The sequence below is a fragment of the Nocardia sp. CA-084685 genome (genome assembly GCF_050955785.1).
GTDB lineage: Bacteria > Actinomycetota > Actinomycetes > Mycobacteriales > Mycobacteriaceae > Nocardia.
Window position 1 is genome coordinate 4,986,390 of sequence record NZ_CP192094.1, and the last position, 25,088, is coordinate 5,011,477.

The window sequence follows — 25,088 nt, forward strand, 5'->3', positions numbered from 1 at the left end:
GCGCTGGCGCGAAAGTTTTTGTCGTGCAGGGTTTTCGGTGACCGGGAATGGATGAGGTCTCCAGTAGATGGTTTTGGCTACCGAGACGAAGGGGACCGACGATGATCCCGAGCCCGGTGATCACGGGTTGGGGCGTTCGCGGGCGGGTGGGCCACCGAGACCATTGGCGAGTGAGCAAGGCCGCTAGCGCCCTGGCGATCCGATGCCCATCGAGGCGATGGTGACGAGTGCGGTCTTATGCCGGAGTTCGCGCATGTGTTGGGCTCAGCTGTCGTAGTCGACTGCGACCGTCGGGGTGGTGGGATGAGACTGACAGGTCAGTACGAAGCCGGCGTCGATCTCGGCTGGGGTAAGCGCGAAATTTTGCTCCATCGATACCGCTCCTGTTGTGATTCTGGCTTTGCAAGTGCCACAGGCGCCGCCAAGACAGGCATACGGCGCATCGATGTTGCTTCTCAGCGCGGATTCGAGGACGGTCTCGCCCGCGGCGAGTTCCACGGTGTGATGCGCGCCCGACAGAGTGATGGTCACTTCGGACTCGCGGAAGGCATCGACGTGTGTGGATCGGTTCGTGCCGCGGAACAGTTCCAGGTGTATCCGCTCGGTCGGCACTCCTTCAGACGCGAGGTCCTCGCGCATTGTCGTGACGAGATCGCTCGGGCCGCACAGGTACCACCGGTCGATCGAAGTGACGTCGATGGCGAGCAACTGTTGAACCCTCGCCAGGTCGATACGGCCACGAACAGCGGCGGGGTGGTGCGCCTCGCCTGAGCGGATGTGGAATACGCGTAACCGGTCTGCATATCGAGATTCGAGCTCATCGAGTTCGGAAGCGAACATGGTCGACTCTGCGGTTCTGTTGCCGTAGAAGAGGATGAAGCGACTCTCGGTCTCGATCTCCATCGTGGTGCGCATGATGGACAGGATGGGCGTGATGCCGCTCCCTGCCGCCACCGCGACATAGTCGCGCCGAGCGAGTGGATCAAGGGGTGCGCCGAAGCTACCTGTGGGCGTCATCAGCTCCAGGACGTCACCGGCTCGCAGCGTTTCGACCGCGAAGGTCGAGAACATCCCGCCCGCGATGTGCCGTACTCCGATCGCCAGTTCTCCTGATGTGGCCGAGGTGCAGATCGAGTAGTTTCGCCGCACCTCCCGCCCACCGATGCGGTGTCGAACGGTCAGGTGTTGGCCCGCCTGGAATTGGAACTGGTCGCTGAGGTGATCGGGAACGTCGAAAGTGACTTTGACACTGTCCGGAGTCAGGGGCTCGACGCTTGTGACGGGGATCAGGTGGGCGCTGGCATGGCGTGCCGTGGAGGAACGCGGCATTCGGACCGGGAGCAGAGCGGCTAATTTGCCGTTGAGGCGTTTCCACTCGCGGTACTGCGTGGCATCGAGCTGCTGCCCGAAGACGGTGCCTATTGCCGAGTCGCGCTCTAGGTAGGCGGCCTCATTGCGTCGCCAGACCGCGACGTAGCGGTAGAAGGGAATGGAGGGATGCAAGTGGTGGACCAGGTGGTAGTTCTGCGACAAGAGCAGGGGAGTCAGGATCCACTCCGAGCCGACGCGGTTGCGGGTCGCGCGATAGCGGTTCTCGCGCTGGGTGTCTTCCAGGTCGTGGTGGGGTAGCCAGTCGAACCACCACGCGAGCACGAACATCGCCACCCGCCCGGGAATCAGGCAGATCACCGCGAGCGTCCACAGCTGTCCGGCGAAAGCGGCCGCCACGATCACCGTCACCGAAAAGGTCATCAACGCCGCCGTTTCCAGGACCTCGGCGCGTGGGCGCCGGCGCAGGTTACGCACCAAGAAACCGATATACGGCAGGTCCATTGCCGGGAAACGGATCGGCAGCTGCCACCAGGGTGCCGCGCTGACGAAGTGATCGGGATCGAACTCACCGTCATTGGTGTTGCGGTGGTGCTCGATATGGATGAACGCGAACGACTTGAATGAGATCAGCGGCGAGACGAAGAACATTGCCACGCGACCGAAGGCCACGTTGACCCAGCGATGGGAACTGATCGAGTAATGCGAGGCATCGTGCAACACGGTGAACAGGACGAAAATTGCCACGGAGCTCGCGGCGATGGTGGCGATCGCAGGCAAAGCGTCGGTGAGCGCTGCCCAGGTCGAGGCACCGAAGAGCGCAAGCGCACCTGTGAAGATGCCGACTATCGGCCACGACAGCGGAGGAACCTGCTCGCCCGGATCAGGCAAGGCGTGCTGCGAGGCGGCTACTGGGGGTTGGGGGTGTCGAGTCGTCGTCGACATCGGACTCCTCCTTCGCGCTTCGGGATGAGATGCCTCACAACGTATAAACGGCTGGTATTGGTCAACAAGGCCATCTCAGCCCTCTCCGGTGTGCTGCGAGCACATCCGGACGCACTCGAGCTGCCGTCAGTGCGGCTATGACTCGCGCAAAACCGAGGCCCCCAGCACGTCACAGACGAGGAGGGCGGCGTGCAGTTCGGCGATCTTGGCGGTTGCGGGCCGGCCCCTGCGCTCTTCGGCACGACGCACCCTCTGCAGGACCGTGTTCCGGTGGATTCCCAAGGTGCGTGCTGCGATCACCAGACTCCCTTGCGCGTCGAGCACAGCCAGGAGTGCGGCGCGCTCGCCGCGCTCTTTCGCGTCATCGCGTGCGAGAGCGCCGAGCTGAGCGGCGACGAAGGCTCGCGCCGCATCCAGGTCGCGCGAGATGGCATCCACCAACGCGACATCGCTGAACTGAGTAATCGATGGCGCCACGCGACCGGACAGTTCGACGACCCGGCGAGTGCGTAGAGCCTCCAGGTGGGAGGTACGGAAGCCGGCAGCCCCCGGATAGGGCGAGCCCACCGCGATGTGAACGTTTTTACTTTCGCCGGGAAACTCCGTCGCCATGCCCGTGAGCGAAGTCCTCACCTCCCCCGTGATCGATGCCCATCCCCACACCGCGAGTGGACCGTCCGCCATGACGAGCGAGTGACCCACCCCAAGGAACCTTCCAACCTGCCGAGCGAATCCCTCGAGGTCGACGCCACGGTCGTCGACCCAGCACACGAAGGCGATCTGCCGACCGGTGAGCCGGTGGCCGAGCACACGTTCGGCCCGAGCGATGTCGACACGTTCCCCAGCGAGCAAGGCCCGCACGACATCGGCGCGCTCGGCCCTTGCCTGGTTCTGGCGTCGGTCGAGCTCAGCGACGTACTCGTCAGCCACAAGACTCGAGATGCGGTCGATGTATCGAAACCCGTACCGCTCGAGATCGACAAACGTCCGCAACGCGACGGCGGGGTCGTCGAGCCGTTCAGTGAGCGATTCGAAAAGCTTCTCGGTGAAGTACTCATGTCCCAACCGATAGAACCGCAGCATCACATCCACGCTGTGCCCCCGTGATGCCATTGTTCGCGCGTGTTCCAGCGCCGTTACCGGCGCCTCCGCCGCCGCTACATCGATCCCATGGCGAACCATCGAAAGTACCGCTTCGAGATTCGACGAGCACGATCCCAAGGTCAGGCCGCGAAGCTCAGCATCCCCAGCGACCTCCGGTATCCGCTCGACTATGTACCTCAGCATGTCGTCGGCCAGGCTGGACACATTCGCCAATAAAGACGCAGCAATACCCCTTCCAGCCTCCGCACCGTAAGCCGGCTCCAGCGCCACCATATCTGCACCCTAACCTTCGACCGAACCGCAACGGCCGACCGTTCACGATCGACGCAGCAACAGAGTTGTCCCGTGGCTGGGGCGCGAGGACCTGTCTGCTGGTCCGGCCGGACCCTCACCAAGAAACCGTGCCACCAATCGGATATGCGCACTGCCGCGACACATCCATCTCGGCAGCCGCATGAGCGGGTCCATGACCACCCACCAAGATCCGATCGACCAACAATCGCCGGCCATCTAGCCCGGTCAGGAGTTCTCCGGTATTCAGGTTCGTCTCGGTAGCCAAACCCTCTACTGGCGACCTCACCCATCCCGTTCACCGGCCACGTCCGCACCGGCATGACCTCGGATACGTAGGACACCCTGTTGCACCGGTTTGCCAACGTCAAACTGCTCCGAGCGCTGCGGCTACGGCCGCTCGCACCGCCTCTTCTGAAGGGGTGGGCATTCCCATGGCAGTGGCCATTTCCGCGATTGAGGTCATCGTCACGTCAGGCAGCCCGCAGGCCGTGAATGCCGAAAACGCGGTCAGGTCCGGGGCGATATTCAGAGCAAACCCATGGCTCGTCACGCCGCCGCGAATCCGCATACCGATCGAGGCAACCTTCTTGTGCTCCAACGTCCAGACTCCGACCAGGCTCTGGGCCTTGGCCGGCGTGTCACGCCGAACAGCCCGCAGGCCAAGCGAATCCAAGGCGCTGATCAAGCCTTGCTCCAGCCAGCGCACGATATCCCCGGGGCCGCGCTGACGGAGATCGACCACCAGATAACCCATCAGCTGCCCAGGTCCGTGGTAGGTCGCTTGCCCCCCTCTGTTCACCTCGACCAGAGGAATCTCGGTCTGCAGCGGCAATTCATGACGGGGGGTCCGGACACCATAGGTGATCACTGCGGGATGAGTGAGCAATACCAGCCGATCCGCAATCAGCCCCTCCCGCCGCTCTCGAACCCAGGTTTCCATCTGCGCAACGGCCTCGAGATATGGGACCTCGCCCAGATCAACCCATTCCAGCTCACCCTCGCTCACACTCGGCCCTCTCTGTTCTAGATGCATACCCGAAAACCGGTGTCGCCGACCTTGATGCGACACCAGATCGACCACGCCGCCACCCGCCACAGTCCCGATCCGGGCAACTGCTGCGCTATCGCAACGGAAAGCCGGCCCATACCCACGAACCGCCACCAAACGATGCGCAACCAGCACTGCGAGTTACTTCGAACGCTCTATGCCGCCGCGCGGGGCGTTCCAGCGATCCGCTGTGCAGCCGGGCGGCGATCGCGCGTCTGACTCAATGTTCATCTATAGACCGCGGTCCTACCGGCGTGATCACCGGTCGGCCGGTTGCACACCCACTGCCTATACGACCACGTGGTGCTACCCGATGCGAAGACCGGCCGGTGAGTCGTCACTGTCTACAGCGGCAAGCCTTTGGAATAACGGCGTTGTCGTTGAGAGCCGGGAATCGGGATTCGTGGCGTGGCGCGGTCGGGATCAGCGGAGAATTCCGCTGGTGGCCGACCGGTCACGGTGCCGACGATGTCACGATCGGATTCGAGTGGATGGGGCAGGCCATGGAGATCAGTGAGTTCTTGATGCACAAGCTGGAGCGGCGGTTCGAGACGTTCGACTTCGACGGAGACGGCCGGATCGAGCGCAGCGATTTCGACAGTTCGGCGCGCGCGGTAGCCGCGGAGTTCGGCCACGAACCGGATTCGCCTGCCGCGCAACAGTTGCTGCAACTGAGCCTGCAGTTGTGGGGGCGCCTGGCATCGGCGGGCGATGTAGACATCGACGGATCGGTCGATCTATCCGAGTACAAGCAGGCTTTCGCGGAGGGTCTGCTGGTCACTGAGGAATCATTCGAACAGGGCTATCGGCCGTTCCTCGCAGCGATCATGGCGATCGCCGACTTCGACGGCGACGGCAAACTGAGCGCCGAGGAGCACGCCCGCTGGACAGGGGCACTCATGCGCCTGCCTGCCGACGATGCACGCGAAATCCACCGCAGGCTCGACACCGACGGCGACGGCTTAGTCACCACTGACGATCTGCTACAAGCCATCCACGACTATTACTTCGACGAGAATCCTGAAAGTGTCGGCAGCTGGCTGCTCGGCGAACTACCCGGCTGACGCCAATTGTCGTCAATCGCGGTTGGCCTCCATATCGTTGACCAGACTCACACGCTGAGGACCTGTCTGGCTCTCGGATCCGTTCTGCGGCAGACACACAGCGACCAGCCTGCACAGTCCTTGCTGGTGACCTTCCTATCGCAGAACAGGTAGTACCGGCTCGGACTCGACTATGGTCTGTCCGCGAACTGTGGTGGTTGCTCGCGAATCCTGGTGGCGTGTCGCCACTTACACCCTTTCGAAGATGTTCACGAATGACGACGGCAGAGGTAGGGTCAGACCCAGCCAAGCATCCATTCCTTCTGTCGAACGCGCGTTCAAGCCGCGGCGGCCCTCCCGCAGCAGATCCGCCCAGGACTCGCCCGATTCGCGGTAGCCGTCGGTGAGGGCGACGAGTTCCTTGCGGCCGTCAGCGCGCACGCCCAGCATCACCAGCAGGCATAGCTTCTGCTGCCCGAGCCGGACTTTGGTGTGGATGCCCTCCACCCACAGATCCACGTAGTCGGTGCCCGACAGGTCGCGCTGAGCGAACCCGCAGGCCTCGTCCTGCCACGACGCAGTGAGCCGGGTGACCGACGCCGCCGACAGTCCAGCGCCGGAACCAAGGAACTGTGGTCGTATCGAGCTCCGGCGGAATATTCCATCCCATGCAAGGCCACGTTCGGCAATCACGGGCTGACCTCGCCGTTATTGGCCAATGTCTATCTGTCCGTGCTGGATCGGCATTTCGCTCGGATCTGGGACGAACAGATGAGTCCGCCTTGGCGGCGGCAGCATAGCCGCCGGACGGGCCGACCGAACTACCGGCTGATTCGCTATCCCGATAATTTCGTCGTGCTGGTGCACGGCACGGAATCCGAAGCAGAAGACCTGAAGTCGCAGATCTCGCTCCTGTTGGCCGAGCGATTGAAGATGACCCTCTCGGACGAGAAGACTCACATCAACGACGGATTCATATTCCTCGGCTTCCACATCCAGGTGAAGACCCGAGGCGGCGGCCGTCGTGTCGTGCTCACCATCCCGTCCAAGAACGCGTTGGCGTCGGTGATGCACAAGATCAAGACACTGACGAAGCGGGGCACCACCTTCGCTGCCTGATGGGAAGCTCGACCATTCTTGCCATTGTTGGGAACATTTCGATGTGAGAATGCTCTATCCGCAAGGTCGCTCAGCGCCATGCGAAGCGATCGCGGGCAACGGGGTGCGGGTCGAAAGGTTCGCCGACTCGAAGTCGACCCCGGCGCCAGCACGCCGCCAGCAACCCAATTCATAGCACTGAGATGTTCACTGTTGCAAGGCAATAGCCGCAACCGATGGCAATCGAGGCTGCGATGGCGGCTTGGTGCACCATTCGGTCTGCCAGTGACCAAGCCGTGGTCCGCGCATCTCGAAGTCGCCAGCAGGGGTGTCAGTGGAGGTCAGATATGGTGCACCGCAAGATATTTCGCATCACCGAGTCGGCAGCGGCGGTAGCGCGGACGCCGGATTCGATCAGTGGCCGAGTTATCGATGCCGTTGCCGAGCCGTAATCGCTCGGATCCACTGGCAGGTCGAGAAGTGTTGCCCCAGAACGCCGATGTTGTCTTCACCGCTTTCTCACTGCCGGGAACCGCGCGGGCAGAGGCAATACGTCACCTGTCACGGCTTCGAGGGTTGTCATATGAATCCGCCCTGAACGTTGCGGACGCTTCGACACCTGAGCGGTCAGTGGGACCCACACGCAAAGAAGACTGTTCGGTATATACCCAGGGTATGATCCGTGCGCGTGCCGACGGCGCAGGACACGGCCACGCACTGATGAGGGTTTTGCGTGTTGGAGGTGGGCGGCCCATGCGGTCCCGGTCTATGGAGGACGTGCGGGACTGGCTCATTGCCAGAATGGGCGAGCTGAGCCAGGTGAACCCCGCCGCGATCGACGGACGCGAGCCGTTCACCCGCTACGGGCTCGATTCGCGGACTTTGACCATGCTTGCCGGTGAGCTGAGTGCGGCAACCGGCCAACCGGTGTCGCCGACCCAGCTGTGGGCGCATCCGACACCGAATGCCTTGGCACGCTGGCTGACCGGGACCAGGTCGGAGTCCCTGCAACAGTATGAGACACCGGATTCGGAGCCACAGCCGATCGCTATCGTCGGTCTCGCCTGCCGCTTCCCCGGAGCTCCGGACGCGGCGGCGTACTGGCGACTGCTCAGCACCGGTTCGGACGCGCTCACCGAACCCCCGGACGGGCGGTGGGCCGGGGACGGTCCCCCACGCGGCGGATTCATCGATGGGATAGACAAGTTCGATCCCGAGTTCTTCGGCATCTCTGCGCGCGAGGCTCCACACATCGATCCGCAGCAAAGGCTGATGCTCGAATTGATGCAGGAAGCCCTTGATGACGCGGGTATTCCGGTAGGCGGTCTTGGCGGCAGCCAGACCGGTGTGTTCGTCGGCGCGATGTGGAGCGAGTACGGGGCGGCAATTCGCGCCGACCCGGATCTGGTCACCGAACACACGTTGGCCGGAGGCGATCCGAGCATCATTCCCGCCCGATTGTCGTACACGCTGGGTGCACGCGGACCGAGCCTGCTGGTGAACACCGCGTGCTCATCGTCACTGGTCGCCGTGCACCTCGCGGCGCAGAGCCTGCGGGCGGGCGAGTGCGACCTCGCGCTGGCCGGTGGTGTGAGTCTGATGCTGGCGCAGGATACGGTGCATGCGCTGGCACGGCTCGGGGCGCTGGCACCGGACGGGCGTTCCAAGGCGTTCGATGCGCGCGCCGATGGGTACGGCCGTGGCGAGGGCGCCGGGATGATCGTGCTGAAGCCATTGGACCGGGCGTTGGCCGACGGCAATCCGATTCACGGTGTCATCAAGGGCAGCGCAGTAAATCACGATGGGTTCACCAATGGCCTGACCGCGCCGAGCTTGCTGGCCCAGGAGTCCTTGCTGCGCAGCGCGTATCAGCGAGCGGGCGTCGCGCCGTCCGAGGTCGGGTACGTGGAAGCGCACGGGACGGGAACGGCGCTCGGTGATCCGATCGAGGCGAGCGCGCTGGCCACTGTGCTCGGCGCGGAGCGGACGCCTGACCGGCTGCTGCCGATCGGTTCGGTCAAGAGCGCGATCGGGCATCTCGAACCGGCGGCCGGGATAGCCGGGCTGATCAAGGTGCTGCTGGCGATGCGGCACCGCACGCTGCCGCCCTCCGGCCAGTTCGCGCAAGCCAGTCCGCACATCCCCTTCGAGGAATGGGGCTTGCGGATACTTTCGCGGCCGGAGAAGTGGCGAGGCGACGTCGGAGGCCGCCTCCTCGCCGGGGTGAGTGCATTCGGGTTCGGCGGGACGAACTGTCACGTGATCCTGGAAAGCGGCGAAAACCCTCCGATCCACCTGCTGCCGCTCGCCGCGGACAGCGAGGACGGCCTTCGTGTCGCCGTGCGCGACCTGGCGACCGTTCGGGACCGGGCATCGCTGGCCCGGTTGTGTGCTTCCCCCTCGGCGAAAGGGGAAGGCTCGCACCGGCTCGCGCTGTCGGTGCGCGACCCCGATGATCTCGCGGCTGCCAGCGAGAAGTTCTACAGCGGCTACACCGGAGCCGGAATCAGCACCGGAACAGTCGAAAAGGACCCGCCGAGAATCACATTCCTGTTCGGCGGGCAGGGCTCACAGTGGACCGGAATGGGCGCGTGGCTGCTACGTGAGCCCGCATTCCAGTCAGCGATCAAGCGGTGTGAGACCGCGCTGCGCCGGCACGTCGACTGGTCCCTCACCCAGTTGTTGACCTCGGCCGACCAGAGCTGGATCGAGCGCACCGAGCTCGCCCAACCCGCAATTTTCGCGATGCAGGTCGCGCTGACCGAGCTGTGGCGATCAAGGGGAGTCGAGCCCGATGCCGTCGCCGGGATGAGCATGGGTGAGGTGGCCGCCGCGCACGTCGCCGGTGCGCTCAGCCTCGACGACGCTGTGTTGATCATGTGTCGGCGCGCCACGTTGGCGGGCAATCTCTCCGGTCACGGCGCTATGGCCCTACTAGATCTGTCCGTTGCGGACACGAACGAACTGGTGTCCCGACACGGGGGCCGGGTGTGGGTCGCGGGCGAGGCCGGACCGGAATCCACTGTGGTCTCGGGTAACCGAGAGACCATCGAGGCAATGCGGCACGAACTCGCCGGGCGATCGATCGGGTCGGCTCTGATCAGGGTCGACTACGCCTCGCACAGTCCCTATGTGGATCCGATACTGCCCGGTTTGCGGGACGCGCTCGCGAATGTGCGGCCGGGCGAGACCCGAATACCGTTCTATTCCTCGGTCACCGGTGAGCGGATGGAGGGCACGCAGTTGGTCGCCGAGCACTGGGTGCGCACCGAACGCGAGCCGTGGCGATTCCGAAACACGATGCAATGCTTGCTTGCCGACGACAGTCACATCTTCATCGACGTAGACCCCCATCCGATTCTCGCCCCGGTGGTCGAGCGGAACGGTGGCCGGGCGCTGCCGACATTGCGACGAGGCGACCGCGACTGCTCGACGCTGATCGATTCGCTCGGTGCGCTCTACGTCCGAGGCGCCGCCCGGCCCCCTGTGCCGGACCACGGCCGGACGGAGTTGCTGGTGCTTTCCGCTCGATCGCGTGATTCCCTGTTCGCATCGGCGAACGACATGGCGCGCAAGCTCATCAGCGACGATGGAACCGCCCTGGGTGACCTGTGTTATACGGCGGCCGCCAGGCGGGACCATCACGAACACCGTCTCGCTGTGACGGGTGCGTCGCCGAATGAGCTGGCCGACTCCTTGCGCGCCACAGTCGGGGGCAGCATGCCGAGCAACACGTGGATGGGCACCGTGGAGCATGGCGAGCGGCGCCGGATAGTGTTCGTGTGCTCCGGTCAGGGTTCGCAATGGATCGGAATGGGCCGGAATCTGTTGACCGAACCGGTCTTCCGCGCCGCCGTCGAGGAATGCGACGAATTGCTGCGGCCACTGACCCGTTGGTCGCTGACCGACGAGATCACCGCATCGGCGGAACACAGCCGCCTGCACCTCACCGCGGTCGCGCAACCCGCGCTGTTCGCAATCCAGGTGGGGGTCATTCGGCTGTGGCAGGCATGGGGACTCGTGCCGGACGCTGTTATCGGCCACAGTGTCGGCGAGGTCACCGCAGCGTATGTGGCCGGGGCACTGTCTCTCGCCGAATCGGTCGAGGTGGTATATCACCGCAGCCGGTCGATGCACGCCGCGGTGGTGCCCGGGGCGGGCGGCATGGCTTCGGTCGAACTGCCCGCCGAGCGGTTGCGCGGCATGCTGCGGGAATACCGGGGGGACGTGGCGATCGCGGCGGTCAACGATCCGTATTCGACGGTCGTCTCGGGCAGTGACTCGGCACTGGCGGACTTGCTCGGACGACTGCGTCGCGACGGCGTCGCTTTCCGTGAACTCCGGGTCGGTTACGCCTTCCACAGCGCGCAGATGGATCCGGCTGCGGATGACTTGTCCCAGGCACTCGGCGCACTTGCGCCCGAGTCGAACCAGTTGCCCGTCTACAGCACAGTTTCCGGGAAGCTCGCTGCCGATCAGCGATTCGACTCGGACTACTGGAGGCGAAACGTCCGGCAAACCGTACGGTTTGCGGATGCGATGGACGCGGCGATCTCCGACGGGTACCGAGTTTTCCTGGAGATCGGCCCGCATCCGGTCCTGATGGAAAATATCCAGCGATGTTTTGCCGCCCGCGGCATCGATGGTTACGTCTTCGGTTCATTGCGCAGGGACGAGGACGACCTGTCGTCGCTGCGGCGCGCCGCCGGCCCGCTGTATGCGGCCGGTTGCGCGCCGGACTTCGATCGGCTCCTGGGTACTGGTCGAGTCGTGTCGCTGCCCGCGTATCCGTGGCAGCGAAAGCGGTACTGGCTCGCGGCGGACGGGCGCGCTGTCCTGTCCCGCACTGCCGAAGGTCACCCGCTGCTGGGTCCCGGTCTGGTCTCGGCGGTCGAGCACGGAACTCGGTACTGGCACCGCGCTCTGGACCCGGCACACCTGCCGTATCTGGCCGACCTCACGGTGGGCGGGAGCGTTGTGCTCTCCGCGGCCACCTTCGCCGAAATGGCGTTGGCTGCGGCCGCGGAGGCCTATGAGACCACGGATATCGCCGTTACTCGGCTGACGTTCGAACGCTTGCTGGAGTTGACCGCCGCGGTGGCGCCCACGACCCAGACGGTGATCAGCACCCGGGACGAACTCTTCCAGATGTTCAGCCGCCGTGGTCCGGACTGGGTGCGGCATGCGGTGGCCACCGTCGGCCCCGACACCGGTACGCCGCACGTGCACGAACAGCCGGATTCGATCCGGAAGCGCTGCACGACGCGCCGAGACGGCGCCGAGCACTATCGGGCACTGGCCAGGGCGGGACTGGATTTCGGCGAGCACCTGAGTGGGGTCTCCGAGTTATGGTTCGGCCAGGACGAGGTGCTGGCGAGGGTCATCCCGCCGACACCGTCTCGCCGTGCCGATTACCGCGTCCATCCCCGGGTGCTCGATGCCGGTCTGCAGGCGCTGATCGCCCTGTGCAACGGTTCGTCAGGCAGTTATGTGGTGACCGAGATCGGCCGGTTGCGGGTGTATCGGGCGCCGACCGGCCCGGTCTGGGCGCACGGCCGATCGGCCGGTCCGGGTGGTGACCTCTACCTGCTCGATGACGACGGCCGGGTGCTGGTGGAAGTCGAGGACGTGCGTCTGAGCTCGCTGGCGCGCACCGATCCGGATCCGGCTGCGGATTGCCTCTATACCGTGGAATGGCGCGAAGTCCCGCACCGAGAATCATTGCGAGAGCGGATCGGGCCGTGGATCGTGTTCGCGGGTGAGGACGCCCTCGGCACCGAACTCGCGGAGGCGTTGCGTGCGCGAAACATTCCCTGCGATCTGAAGACCGACCGGGCACTCAGCTCTGCCACAACCGAGTCGCTGCGCACCGTTCTTCCCGGACAACCACCTGCTGGAGTGGTGCACATCGGCAGTCTCGGCGCCTCCAGCGCGAGTGCGCTGGCCGAGGCGCTGACCGGAATGGGATGGCGGGATCGGCCACGACTGTGGCTGCTGACCCGTGCCGCACAGGCAGTCGGCGCGGATACCACTCCGGTCAGCGTCGACCAAGCGTCCCTGTGGGGACTCGGCAGGGCGATAGGGCTCGACTGTCCTACGCTGTCCGTCACGCGAGTGGACCTCACGGCGCGGCCGACGCCCGATGAAGTAGCCACACTGGCAACAGAATTGCTCAGCGACGACCGGGATACCGATGTGGCCCTGCGTCCCCACGGCCGGTTCGTCGCCAGGCTGGTTCGGGTGCCCGAGACCGCTGAGCGGGCGGCGCAGTTGCAGTCAGACGGCACATATCTGATTGTCTGCGGTGCCACGGAATCAGCCGAGCCGTATGCCCAGTGGATGACCGACTGCGGCGCGCGCAACATCGTGATCCTGGGCCGGGCCGCTGCCATCGGGCCGATCGACGTCCCGGGGGCCCGAGTGCTGACCGTCGACACATACGACATCGGCGACCATGAGATGAGCTCCCTGATCGCCGAGATCGAAACCGCCGCAGGCCCGTTGCGCGGGCTGATCCACACGGGGAATGGTGACAGCGCATGGCGGTGGCACCAGCACACACTCGATCGCAGGCTCGATTTCTTTATCCTCTGTTCCTCGGTCGCCGCATTATTCGGTCGCCCAGGTGACGCACCGGACAGTGCTCGGCTCGATGCCATCGCCCACCACCGCCGTGCCCTTGGCCTGCCCGCACTGAGCTTGCATGTCGCGCGGGCAGATACAGCGGCACAAGGCATCGCCGAAGCGTCCGCGAGGAGTCTCGAGCGGGCGTTGGATCGTGGTATCGGCTCGAATCTCGGTCGGCTCGCAGTCATGGATCCGAACCTCCGACACTGGTTCGAGTCGTACCCCGGAGCGGCCGGCACGCCCTTTTTTGATGCGGTCGAAACCAGGGCCCCGGACAGACCTACCGCATTCGCCGCCAGGCTGGCCGCGGCCAGTGTCTCCGAACGAGGCGCGCTGCTCGAGAAGCACCTGACGCACCAAATTTCCCTGACGCTGCAACGAGATCCAGTGAACCTGAGCCGGAGGGCGACGTTCCAAAGCATGGGCATGGGGTCGATCATGGCGGTGGAGCTACGCAACCGGCTGGAGTCCACGCTCGGCATCCGGTTGTCGGTCGCGCTGCTGTTCACCTACTCCACCGTCGCCGCGCTCGCGGAGTTCATCGCGGATGAACTCGCGGTGACGCAACCCTCGGCGCGGCAATCGGATTCGGAATCGGAATCGGAGGACGAGCCATCCCTGATGGCGGACCTCGATCTACTCTCGGACGCCGAAGCCGAGGCCATGCTGCTGGACAGTATCCGGCTCGTCGAACAGGAACTGGGCAATGACTGAGCAGGCGTCGGTGAAGCAGGCTCTGACGGCCATCCGAACGCTGCAGGCACGGTTGGACCGCGAACTGCTGGCGAAGACCGAGCCGATCGCCGTCATCGGCATGAGTTGCCGGGTGCCCGGCGGCGGCACCAGCCCGGACGAGTTCTGGCGGTTGATCGACGGTGGCGTCGACGCGATCAGCGACGTGCCCCCGGACCGGTGGGCAGCCGACGACGGCGCCACCGCGAGCCGCTGGGGCGGCTTCCTGTCCGGTGTGGACCGATTCGACCCGGCCTTCTTCGGTATATCGCCTCGCGAAGCCGAGGCGATGGACCCCCAGCAACGCCTGCTGCTGGAAGTGACCTGGGAGGCGCTGGAACAGGCGGGACAGGCCCTGCCGGAGCGGTTGAACGGCTCGCGAACCGGTGTGTTCGCCGGCGTCGTCGTCACCGATTACGACCGGCTCAGCGTCGGCAAGCGCGATATCTACACCGTGACCGGCAACGGGCACTCGTTCCCCGCCGGTCGGCTGTCGTATGTGCTCGGGTTGCAGGGGCCGAGCATGGTGGTGGACACGGCGTGTTCATCGTCGCTGGTCGCGGTGCATCTCGCGGTGCAGAGCCTGCGATCCGGCGAGAGCACGATGGCGCTGGCCGGTGGTGTCAACGTGATGCTCGCCAGAGATATGACCGACATGATGGCCAGCTCTCGCGCACTGTCCGACCACGGGCGGTGCAAGACCTTCGACGCGTTGGCCGATGGCTACGTCCGCGGTGAGGGATGCGGGATGCTGGTCCTCAAACGTCTGTCCGTCGCGGTGGCAGATGGCGATCCGGTGCTCGCCGTGATCCGTGGGTCCGCGGTGAACTCCGACGGCCGTTCATCCGGGCTGACCGCGCCGAACGTGTCCGCCCAGAAAGCGTTGCTACGTCAGGCATTGCGCAACGCGCGCGCCGACGCGGCGGATATCGGCTATGTCGAAACACACGGCACCGGAACGCCCCTGGGTGATCCGATCGAAGTGGATGCGCTCATCGATGTGATCGGAAAGCCGAGGGATGACGGCTCACACTGCGTGCTCGGTGCGGTGAAGACCAACATCGGTCATCTCGAGGCGGCTGCCGGGGTGATCGGGTTGATCAAGGCCGTGCTCGCGTTGCGCTGGGAGCGTATTCCGGCGAACCTGCATTTGCACACGCTGAATCCCCGGATCGACCTCGACGGAACCGCACTGGTGCTGCCGAGGGAACCGGTCCCGTGGCCGAGACGCGACGGTGTGACGCGGATGGCGGGAGTCAGCTCGTTCGGTATCAGCGGGACGAACGCGCACGTCATCGTCGCCGATCCGCCGGAGCGAGTCGAACCTCCCGTAGCTGCGCCCACCTCATGGTCCGCCCTGGTACCGATTTCCGCGCGCGACGCACAGGGGCTGATCGAACTTGTCGCAGCGTTCCGGACGACGCTGGCCGACAGGCGGGCCGAGATCGCCGATATCGCCTACACCGCAGCCGTCCGTAGACACCATCACGAACACCGTGCCGCACTGGTGGTGTCCGCAGACGGACAACCGCAGCTGGTGTCGGGTACCGAACCTGCCCAACGGCACCGGACCGTGTTCGTCTTTCCCGGGCAGGGCTCGCAGTGGCTCGGTATGGGCCGCGCGCTGTTCGACAGTGAGCCGGTGTTCCGCTCGGCTGTCGAGGCGTGCGACGACGCGATCCGCGACGAAGCGCAATGGTCGGTCATTGCTGAACTGACCGCCGATCCGTCCGAGTCCCTGCTGAACCGGATCGACATCGTCCAGCCTGTGCTGTTCGCGATGGAGGTCGGCTTGGCAGCGTTGTGGCGATCGAAGGGCATCGAGCCCGACGCGGTCATCGGCCACAGCATGGGCGAGGTGGCCGCCGCGCACGTGGCCGGCGCGCTCTCCCTGACGGACGCGGCGCGAATCATCGTCCGCCGCAGCCGGTTACTGCGCACACTGACCGGACGCGGCGCGATGGCGCAGGTGGAGCTGCCGTTCGAGGAGGCGAACGCGGCGCTTTCGGAGTGGGCGGACCGGGTGTCGATCGCGGCGAGCAACAGCGCGCGTTCGACTGTGCTGTCTGGTGCTCCGGACGCGCTGGACGAGATCGTGGCCCAGCTGACCGATGCCGGGGTGTTCTGCCGTCGAATCAAGGTCGAGGTCGCCGCGCACAGCCCGCAAGTCGACGCAATCACCGATGAGCTCGGCCGTGAACTGGGTGTACTGGAACCGAAGGCCGCCGCGGTGCCGATGTGGTCCACCGTGCTCGGAAGTTTCTGCGGCGGCGCCGAACTGGATGCCGCCTACTGGGTCCGCAATCTCCGAGAACCCGTGCTGTTCTCCGAGGCGGTCCGCGAACAGATTGCGGCGGGCCCGACGGTATTCGTCGAGTTGAGTCCGCACCCGATCCTGCTGACTTCTATAGAAGAGGACGGCGGTACGGTCGTCGCGTCAGGTCGTCGCGGACACGACGAACGCGAGATATTCCTCGGATCGCTTGCCGCGCTGTATGTCCGGGGCAGCCGGGTCGACTGGCCCGCGCTGCGCCCCGGCGGCGGGCGCTGCGTACCGCTACCCGCTTATCCGTGGCGGCGCGAGCGTTACTGGGTGGACCGGACTCCGGTCCACCCAGAGCAACGCGGACACCCGTTTCTCGGCGAGCCGGTCAGCCCCGCGACCTCGCCGGGGACTCGGATCTGGGAGCGGGAACTGGATCTGCCCTATCTGGCCGACCACACCGTCGACGGTGTGGTCGTGTTCCCGGCGTCGGGCTATGTGGAGATGGCGCTGTACGCCTCCGGGCGATCATCGGTTCTGAATGATCTCGAATTCGAACGTATGACAATTCTCGGCAGCGACGGCTCCGGCCATTTCCAATTCATCGAGGACGCCGACGGCTTCCAGGTCTACGCCCGCGCAGACAATTCCGAGCCGTGGGTGCGCTGTGCACATGGGACGATCAGCCGTGCCGACGATGGACCACCTACGGCCGAGCCGCTGACGTCGGTGCGGGACCGCTGTCGCACCGAGGTCACCGCGGACGAGCACTATGCGCGATATGCCGGGCGAACCATCGACTACGGCCCGGCCTTTCGTGGCGTGCAACGAATCTGGACCGGTGCGGGTGAGAGCATCGCGGCGATCGAGCTTGCGGAGTCGTCCACGGGGTACGTCTGCCACCCGGCCCTGCTGGACGCCTGCTTCCAGGTCCTCGGCGGTCTACTGCTCGACCGGCTGCCGACCGGAGGAATCGTTCCGGCGCGGATCGAGCGGCTTCGAGTGCACGGGCCGATCGGTCGACGGGTGTGGGTACACGCGCGCGCAAGGTCCACCGAACACTGTGGTGATCTGCTGGTGCTCGACGAGGACGGCACCGTGCTGATCGAGGTCGATGGGCTCACGGTGGCCGAGCTCGCCGAACCGGATCCGTACCGCGACTGGCTCTACCGGGTGGATTGGGCCGCGGGGGAACGTCTCGTAGCGCCGGATCGGCGCGACGGGGCTGCCGGTACCTGGCTGGTGCTCGCCGATTCCTCCGGTGTCGGCAGCGCCCTGGCCGCACTGCTCGAACAACGCGGCAGCACCTGCGTCCTGGTCGGCAAGGACGACATCGACGTTGCCGACGACGAAGCCTGGAACGCACTGCTGGACAACGTCGCCCAGGGCGAACCAGGCTGTGCCGGTGTGGTCCACCTGTGGAGCCTGAATACCACCGACACCGAATACGTCACCGCCGATACCCTGACCAAGGATCAGCACACCACCGGGCTCAGCACGGTGCGCCTGGTCCGCGCGCTCGCTCGCCTGAGCCTGCGGGACCATCCCCGCTTGTGGCTGGTCACCCGAGGAGCGCAACAGGTAGGCCGCGAACCGGTTGCGGTGTCCCAAGCTCCGCTGTGGGGACTGGCAAGGACATTGAGCGTCGAGCATCCGGAACTGGAATGCACCCGGGTGGACCTCGACTCGGAGTGGACGCTCACTCGTTGCGCCGCGGAACTCCTTCCCGAACTCGTCGCATCAGATCGCGAAGACGAAATCGCGCTGCGCGAGGAAGGACGGAAGCTCGCCAGGCTGGTACGGACCCGGTTCGACTACGGGAATGCCGAGCCGGCGCTGACCGGCGGGACATACCTGATCAGCGGTGGGCTCGGCGGGCTCGGTATCGGCCTGGCACGCTGGCTGGCAACCCGGGGGGCGCAGCACCTCGTGCTGGCCGGACGACACGAACCGGGTCCGGACGCACAGGCGAGGATCGCCGAGCTCAGGCGCGATGGTGTCGAGGTGGTGGTGGCGCGCGCGGACGTCGCCCGGCGCGCGGACGTCGCCAGGGTGCTCGCCGATATCGACGACCGGATGCCACCACTGCGCGGAGTGCTGCACACGGCCATGGTGCTCGACGATCGGACCATTCTGGGACTGGATGCCGAACGATTCGATCGGGTCCTGGCACCCAAGGTCCGCGGCGCGTGGAACCTGCACGAACTGACCGGGGACCGGGAACTGGACTTCTTCGTCATGTACTCCTCAGCGTCGGCTGTGCTCGGCTCACCGGGACAGGCGAGCTACGCGGCCGCCAACGCATTTCTGGGCGGCCTCGCGCGGCATCGGGAATGCAGTGGCAGAACGGCATTGTGCGTGGACTGGGGGCTGTACTCGCAGGACGGAATCATGGCGAAGCGCGAGTCGGAAGGGCAGCGACTCGCGCACCGGGGGGTCGGCACCATCACCCCTGCGCAAGGTGTGGACATCCTGGGTCGCCTGCTGGGCGGCAGCGCCAGCCACGTCGTGGCGGCGAATCTCGATCTGCGGCAATGGCTCGCGTTCTACCCGTCTCTGGCCGGTGCGTCGCTGTACGCCGAACTCGACGACGACAACCGCGGGAACACCAGTGGACGGCCGACCGAGTTCGCGGACCGGCTGCGCGTGGCCGCCGCTGCCGAACGCCCGAGTTTGATCGACACCGTCGTGACCGGACAACTCAGCCAGGTCCTGCACCTCGACCCAGCTCTGATCGACCGGAAAGCGCCGCTGACCACCATGGGCGTCGACTCGCTGATGGCGCTCGAACTACGGAATCGGCTCGAATCCGCACTAGGCGTACGACTGTCGGCGACGCTGCTGTACAGCGCGCCGACCGTGCTCGCGCTGACCGGACAGCTACTCGACGCGCTCGACATGGCCGAGCCGCAGGCGACCACCGGCCAACTAGATGAACTCGGAGATCTGGACATGGACGATCTGCTGGCGCAGATCGACGATTCGATAAACCGGCTCGAAGAGGGGGAGTTGACGTGAACATCGCCGACGAGCAACGCTATCGCACACAGCTCGTGAAAGCCGCTTCCGCGCTGCGCACGATGGAAGCCGAGGTCGTGCGGCTGCGGCGACAGCACACCGAAGCTATTGCGGTAATCGGCATGGGCTGCCGTTTCCCGGGTGGCGCCGACGACCCCGAAGCATTCTGGACACTGCTCTCCGACGGTGTCGACACAGTGTCCCAACGACCCGACCGTGCCACCGGTGACGCTGGAGCAACCGGCGCTTTCCTGCCCTCGGTGGACGGATTCGACGGGGCATTCTTCGGGATCGCCCCGCGGGAAGCCGACGCGCTGGATCCACAGCATCGGCTGCTGCTCGAGGTCGCCTGGGAGGCGCTGGAAGACGCCGGAGTGGCGACCGAGCGGCTGGCCGGCAGCCGAACCGGCGTCTTCGTAGGGATGAGCAGCAACGACTACCTGCTGCTCAGCGCGCGCTCCGGCGCAATGAGCGGCTATACCGGCACCGGAACGGCCCACAGTTTCGGCGCGGGTCGGTTGTCGTACCTGCTCGGGCTGCGTGGGCCGAGTCTCGCGGTGGACACCGCGTGCTCATCATCGCTGGTCGCGGTACATCTTGCGATCCGGAGCCTGCGGACCGGGGAAAGCTCCCTCGCCCTGGCCGGTGGGGTGAATCTCGTTCTGGACGAAGCGGTGACCGAGATGATCAGCGATCTACAAGCGCTGTCGCCGGATGGCCGGTGCCGTAGCTTCGACGCCCGTGCGAACGGGTTCGTCCGCGGCGAGGGCTGCGGAATCGTTGTGCTGAAGAGGCTCTCCGATGCACTGGCCGACGGCGATCGAGTACTGGCAGTCCTGCAGGGGTCGGCAATGAACTCCGACGGTCGCTCGGCCGGGCTGACCGCACCCAATCCACTGGCGCAGCGGGACCTGCTGCGCCAAGCGTTCGCCGATGCCCAGGTGCGCCCCGTCGATATCGGGTATGTGGAGACCCATGGAACCGGCACCGCACTCGGAGACCCGGTTGAGATCGAGGCACTGGCCGAGGTTTTCGGCGAGGGGGACGCCAACAGTGACGGTTGCGTACTGGGTGCGGTCAAGACCAACATCGGCCATCTCGAGGCCGCCGCGGGCATCGCCGGACTGATCAAGGCGGTACTGGCCTTGCAGTACGCGGAAATCCCCCGCAACCTGCACTTCAGCACGCTCAATCCGAGGATTTCCCTGACCGGAACACCTTTCGTCATCCCGACGAAGACCACCGCGTGGCCGGAGGGCGAGAAGCCGCGGATCGCGGGTGTGAGTTCGTTCGGTATGAGCGGCACCAACGCGCACGTCGTCGTCGCCGAGGCGCCCACGGTCGAGCAGCTGCCGCCGCGGGGCGGACCGGTCCTGCTCCCGCTGTCGGCGCGCAGCCCGACGGCACTGATCGAGTTGGCTATCGCACACGCGAATGTCCTCGAGCGGGAAGATGATCCGTGCGATGTCGCCTATACGGCGGGAGCCCGGCGTGATCATCACGAATGGCGGACCGCAGTAGTTGGTGCCTCCGGTGCCGAACTGGCCGAGCAGCTGCACGCATTCGTGCGCGCCGGTGCCACGCGGGCGCGAGCCATGGCACCCACGATCACCTACGTCTTCTCCGGGCAGGGGGCGCAGTGGATCGGTATGGGTCGCGAGCTGCAGGGTACTGAACCGGTTTTCCGCGCCGCACTCGAAGAATGCGACCGATTGGTCGCGGAGCACACATCGTTGTCGTTGCTCGCCGAACTGGCTGCGCCAGAAGGCGAATCGAGGTTACACCGCACGGAGATCGCCCAACCCGCGCTGTTCGCATGCCAGATTGCGCTGTCGGCGCTGCTCGCGTCGTGGGGCATTCGGCCCGACGCAGTCATCGGGCACAGTGTTGGTGAGATCGCCGCCGCGCATGTCGCGGGTGCGCTGAGCCTGGCGGAAGCCATCAGGATCGTGGTATCGAGAGGACGCCTCATGGCGCCGGCCGACGGTTCGGGGGCGATGGTTGCCGTCGCGCTGGGGCCGGATGAGATCGCGAACGTTATTGCCGGATCGAACACTTCGGTCGTGGTAGCAGCGATCAACGACGACCGGTCCGTCGTACTGTCCGGCTCGGTGGACGAGTTGCACACCGTGCTCAACCCGCTCCAGCGGCGAGACGTCCACTGCCGCTGGTTGCCGGGCGGCTACGCATTCCACTCACCTTCCATGGCCCCGATGGCCACAAAGCTCGCGAAGGAACTCGCCGCGGTAGAGTGCGGCCCCACAACGTGCCCCATGTACAGCACGGTGCGCGGAGACCGGATCGCCGGAAGTGAATTGACCGGCGACTATTGGGCGAACAACGTCCGGCAGCCGGTCCGATTCACTGACGCTGTGCGCGCCGCAGCCCGCGATAGGCAGCAGATCTTCCTCGAGATAGCGCCGCATTCCGTGCTCTCCGGCCATATCGCGAACTGTCTCGACACAACAGCTGCAATCCCGACGCTGCGCAGGGAACGCCCGGAACAACGCAGCCTGCTCAACTCGATTGCCGAGCTCTACACCGCGGGCTATCCAGTGGACTTCGCCCGCCTGTACCCGGCTCGGCGCCGGGTCGCAACGTTGCCGCGCTATCCATGGCAGCGCAAACGTCATTGGCTCGACACACCGGCACCGCCCAGCGAACAGGTGGCCGTCGCGCCGGCGCACTGGGTCGATGAACTGATCGGGTTGCCGAACGGCGATCGGGAGGCCGCGATCGAGGCAGCAGTACGCCGGGACACAGCGGCCCTACTCCAGCTACCTTCGCCCTCGGACATCCCGGTGGACGGCAAGTTCATGGCACTCGGCATGGATTCCCTGATGGCCGTGCAGCTGCGACACGAACTCGCGGCGCGAACCGGACTCGCGCTGCCGTCGACGCTCGCCTTCGATCATCAGACCCCGAGGGCGGTCACCCAGTATCTGTTGAAAGTGCTCACGGAGTACACAAAGGACGAAACATAATGAAGGTATACGGGGCGGCCACCAGCGCCTGCACCCACAAAGTACTGATGGTCCTGGCCGAGAAGAATCAGCACGCCGAGCTGGTCGAGGTGAGTGTTCTCCAAGGGCAGGACAAGTCGCCGGAGCACCGGAAACTCCAGCCGTTCGGTGAGATTCCGGTACTGGAGGACGATGGGTTCCTGCTGTACGAATCGCGGGCTATCATCCGCTATCTGGACCATCGGTTGCCGGGCCCGGCACTGACACCGGACGACCTCAGGCTGCGCGGGCTGATGGAACAGTGGATCAGCATCGAGCAGAGCTACGTCAGCGGACCGGTGTGGGACCTCGTCCGCGCCGGCCCTGTGTACGAGATCATCCGCCGCAGCCCGGGCGCGAAATTCCTTCCGCCACCACCAGATCGGAACGCCATCGCTGCGGCGCGCGGTGAGCTGGCAACCGCGTTCGACGTCGCGGACGCCACGCTGGCCAGGCAGCAATTCCTCGCCGGACCCGAATTCTCGCTCGCCGAGGTGACCTGGCTGCCCTACTTGCAGTATCTCGTCGCCTCCAACGGTGCAGACCTGATCGACGCGCGACCGAACCTTGCGCGCTGGTGGCGAGAGATCAGTGACAGACCCACCTGGCGCCGGGTCGGACAAGTGCTGGAGCGGCCCGAGTGAACCGGTTCGACCTGTGGGGTGAACAGATGCGTGTCGATCCCCTGCCGACACTCGCGCGGATGCGGTCCGAGGCGCCGATCATCCGCCTGTTCAACCCGCACCAGCAAGCACCCGAATGGCGTGTGACCCGCTACGCCGACGTCGTCGAACTGCTCCGCGACAATCGTTTCAGCAAGGACAAGCGGAAGCTGTCCGACGCGGCGCGATCCAGGTACTTCCGGGTGACCGAATTCGACCAGCTGGACAAGCACATGCTCTACGCCGATCCCCCGGAGCACACAAGATTGCGTGCCCTGGTCGCCAAGGCGTTCACTCCGCACCGGATCATCGAGCTCCGTCCATACGTCGCCGCAGCCACCGACAGGCTGCTGGACCAGGCCGAACAGCAGGACTCGGTGGACCTGCTCGATGCACTGGCCTTCCGGCTGCCGATCACCGTCCTAGCCGAGCTGATCGGGATACCGATCGAAGACCAGGAGCGGTTCCGGGAGTGGACCAGGATCCTGATCGCTCCGCCGTCGGAGGGAGATTTCGACGCGCTGCGCACCATGGCGATCGAGTTCCAGCAGTATCTCGAGGAATTCCTCGAGATACGCCGCCGACAGCGCCGCGACGACCTCACCAGTGCGTTGATCGAGACGCAGACTCATCGTGACCGGCTGTCGCCGGTGGAACTGATGAGCATGATCTTCTTGCTCATCGCCGCGGGTTTCGAAACGACGGGAAACCTCATCGGCAACGCGGCGTGGGCGCTGCTACGGAATCCCGCGGAACTGATGCGGCTGCGTGCCACACCAGCGCTCATCGAACCGGCGATCGAGGAGGTGGTGCGATACTGCCCTCCGGTGAAGAACAGCACCGGAGCCTTTTCGCTGACCGATGTCGAGTTCCGGGGCACGGTCATTCCGGCCGAGGAATTGGTCGTCGCGTCGCTGCTGTCGGCACATCATGATGACGCGCAGTTTCCCGAACCCGAACGGTTCGACATCACCCGAACACCGAACCGGCACTTGGGGTTCGGCCTCGGACCGCACTTCTGCCTCGGGGCCGCACTGGCAAGACTGGAGGCGACGGTCGCGATCAGCGCCGTGGTGCGGCGCTTCCCCCGACTGGAGTTCGCGGTCGATCCCGATACATTGCGATGGAAGGATGGCGTATTCGTGCACGGCCTGGAGCAACTTCCCGTGACCTGGGGGATTCGATGACGATCCTGGTGCGGCAGGCGACGTTGGACGACCTGGACGAGATCATGGCCGTCGAGCAAGACTGGGAGGAATCTCAGCGAGCGAGCCGTGACCAGATGACAGCTCGCCTTCGTGCGTATCCCGAGGGGTTCTGGATCTTCGAACAGCACGGCGAGGTCGTCGGCACCTTGATGGGCTTCCCCATGCGGTATGAGGCGGACCGCATTTCCGAACTCAGTGATTGGGACACGGTGACCGGTCACGGTTACTATCCGGTCATCGATCTGGACACCGCGAACGCCATCTATCTGGCTTCCGGCTCACTGAAGCGCACCGCACGCGGCGGCACAGCATACGCGGTGATGATGGAAACCCCGGTCGAGCTGGCCGAGCGCTACGGACTGGATTATGTCCTCACCGGAGCAAAGATCCCCGGCTACGACGCATACTGCCGCCGATTCGGCGAGATCGACGCCCCCGACTACGTGTTACGCACACTCGGCGGCTGCCTGGTCGATCCCTTCTTGGAGATGTACCGAGGGCACAACTATCTGGTGCCCGACCGAAACCACATCGTCCCCAACTACTATCCGGACCCGCCAAGCCGCGATTACGGCGCGATCGTGGTGCGGAGCGTGCGGCACTCGCCCGCTCGAGGCTGAACCGCGTCCCCCATCAGCCCGGCACGCAGCTGCAGCAAGCTCTTGGTTCTGCAACACGGCAGCCATGCGCGGTGCGTGAGGCTCACGCCGGTCAC

At 65.3% G+C, this 25,088-nt stretch carries 11 protein-coding genes and 1 pseudogene; 8 read left to right on the top strand and 4 right to left on the bottom strand.

Annotated elements, in window-relative coordinates; all coding sequences use genetic code 11:
* Positions 1-264: 264 nt before the first annotated feature.
* The 3 genes from ACQP2U_RS22375 to lipB form a co-directional block, all read right to left on the bottom strand.
* Positions 265-2,274, bottom strand: a complete 2,010-nt coding sequence (locus tag ACQP2U_RS22375; protein ID WP_433709270.1) for a fatty acid desaturase — start codon at positions 2,272-2,274, stop codon at positions 265-267.
* A 135-nt stretch (positions 2,275-2,409) separates the two neighbouring features.
* Positions 2,410-3,561, bottom strand: coding sequence for a PucR family transcriptional regulator (locus ACQP2U_RS22380; protein WP_433709271.1), 1,152 nt, complete (start codon positions 3,559-3,561; stop codon positions 2,410-2,412).
* 475 nt (positions 3,562-4,036) lie between these two features.
* On the bottom strand, positions 4,037-4,678 hold the full coding sequence (lipB, locus tag ACQP2U_RS22385) for a lipoyl(octanoyl) transferase LipB (RefSeq protein WP_433709272.1): 642 nt from the start codon (positions 4,676-4,678) through the stop codon (positions 4,037-4,039).
* Between the two features lie 416 nt (positions 4,679-5,094).
* Here lipB and ACQP2U_RS22390 point away from each other — a divergent pair, with 416 nt between their 5' ends.
* Positions 5,095-5,784, top strand: a complete 690-nt coding sequence (locus ACQP2U_RS22390; RefSeq protein WP_433709273.1) for an EF-hand domain-containing protein — start codon at positions 5,095-5,097, stop codon at positions 5,782-5,784.
* A 279-nt stretch (positions 5,785-6,063) separates the two neighbouring features.
* Here the strand turns inward: ACQP2U_RS22390 and ACQP2U_RS22395 are convergent.
* A pseudogene (locus ACQP2U_RS22395) lies at positions 6,064-6,396 on the bottom strand (transposase); the annotation flags it as partial.
* Positions 6,397-6,474: 78 nt separating this feature from the next.
* On the opposite strand from ACQP2U_RS22395, the gene ACQP2U_RS22400 reads away from it, so the two are divergent.
* From ACQP2U_RS22400 to ACQP2U_RS22430, 7 genes are all read left to right on the top strand, one after another.
* Entirely contained in the window at positions 6,475-6,882 is a 408-nt protein-coding gene (locus ACQP2U_RS22400) for a hypothetical protein (RefSeq protein WP_433709274.1), read from the top strand.
* A gap of 732 nt (positions 6,883-7,614) precedes the next feature.
* Complete coding sequence (locus ACQP2U_RS22405; protein WP_433709275.1) at positions 7,615-14,202, top strand: acyltransferase domain-containing protein; 6,588 nt, start codon at positions 7,615-7,617, stop codon at positions 14,200-14,202.
* Positions 14,195-19,501, top strand: a complete 5,307-nt coding sequence (locus tag ACQP2U_RS22410; protein ID WP_433709276.1) for a type I polyketide synthase — start codon at positions 14,195-14,197, stop codon at positions 19,499-19,501. Before ACQP2U_RS22405 ends, ACQP2U_RS22410 begins: the two co-directional genes overlap by 8 nt.
* On the top strand, positions 19,498-22,485 hold the full coding sequence (locus tag ACQP2U_RS22415) for a type I polyketide synthase (RefSeq protein ID WP_433709277.1): 2,988 nt from the start codon (positions 19,498-19,500) through the stop codon (positions 22,483-22,485). The genes ACQP2U_RS22410 and ACQP2U_RS22415 overlap by 4 nt, the downstream gene beginning before the upstream one ends.
* Positions 22,485-23,147 carry a glutathione S-transferase family protein gene (locus tag ACQP2U_RS22420; protein WP_433709278.1) on the top strand — a complete coding sequence of 221 codons (663 nt, stop codon included), beginning with the start codon at positions 22,485-22,487 and terminating at the stop codon, positions 23,145-23,147. Before ACQP2U_RS22415 ends, ACQP2U_RS22420 begins: the two co-directional genes overlap by 1 nt.
* Entirely contained in the window at positions 23,144-24,352 is a 1,209-nt protein-coding gene (locus ACQP2U_RS22425; RefSeq protein WP_433709279.1) for a cytochrome P450 family protein, read from the top strand. Before ACQP2U_RS22420 ends, ACQP2U_RS22425 begins: the two co-directional genes overlap by 4 nt.
* Complete coding sequence (locus ACQP2U_RS22430; protein WP_433709280.1) at positions 24,349-24,993, top strand: hypothetical protein; 645 nt, start codon at positions 24,349-24,351, stop codon at positions 24,991-24,993. The genes ACQP2U_RS22425 and ACQP2U_RS22430 overlap by 4 nt, the downstream gene beginning before the upstream one ends.
* Positions 24,994-25,088 lie beyond the last annotated feature (95 nt).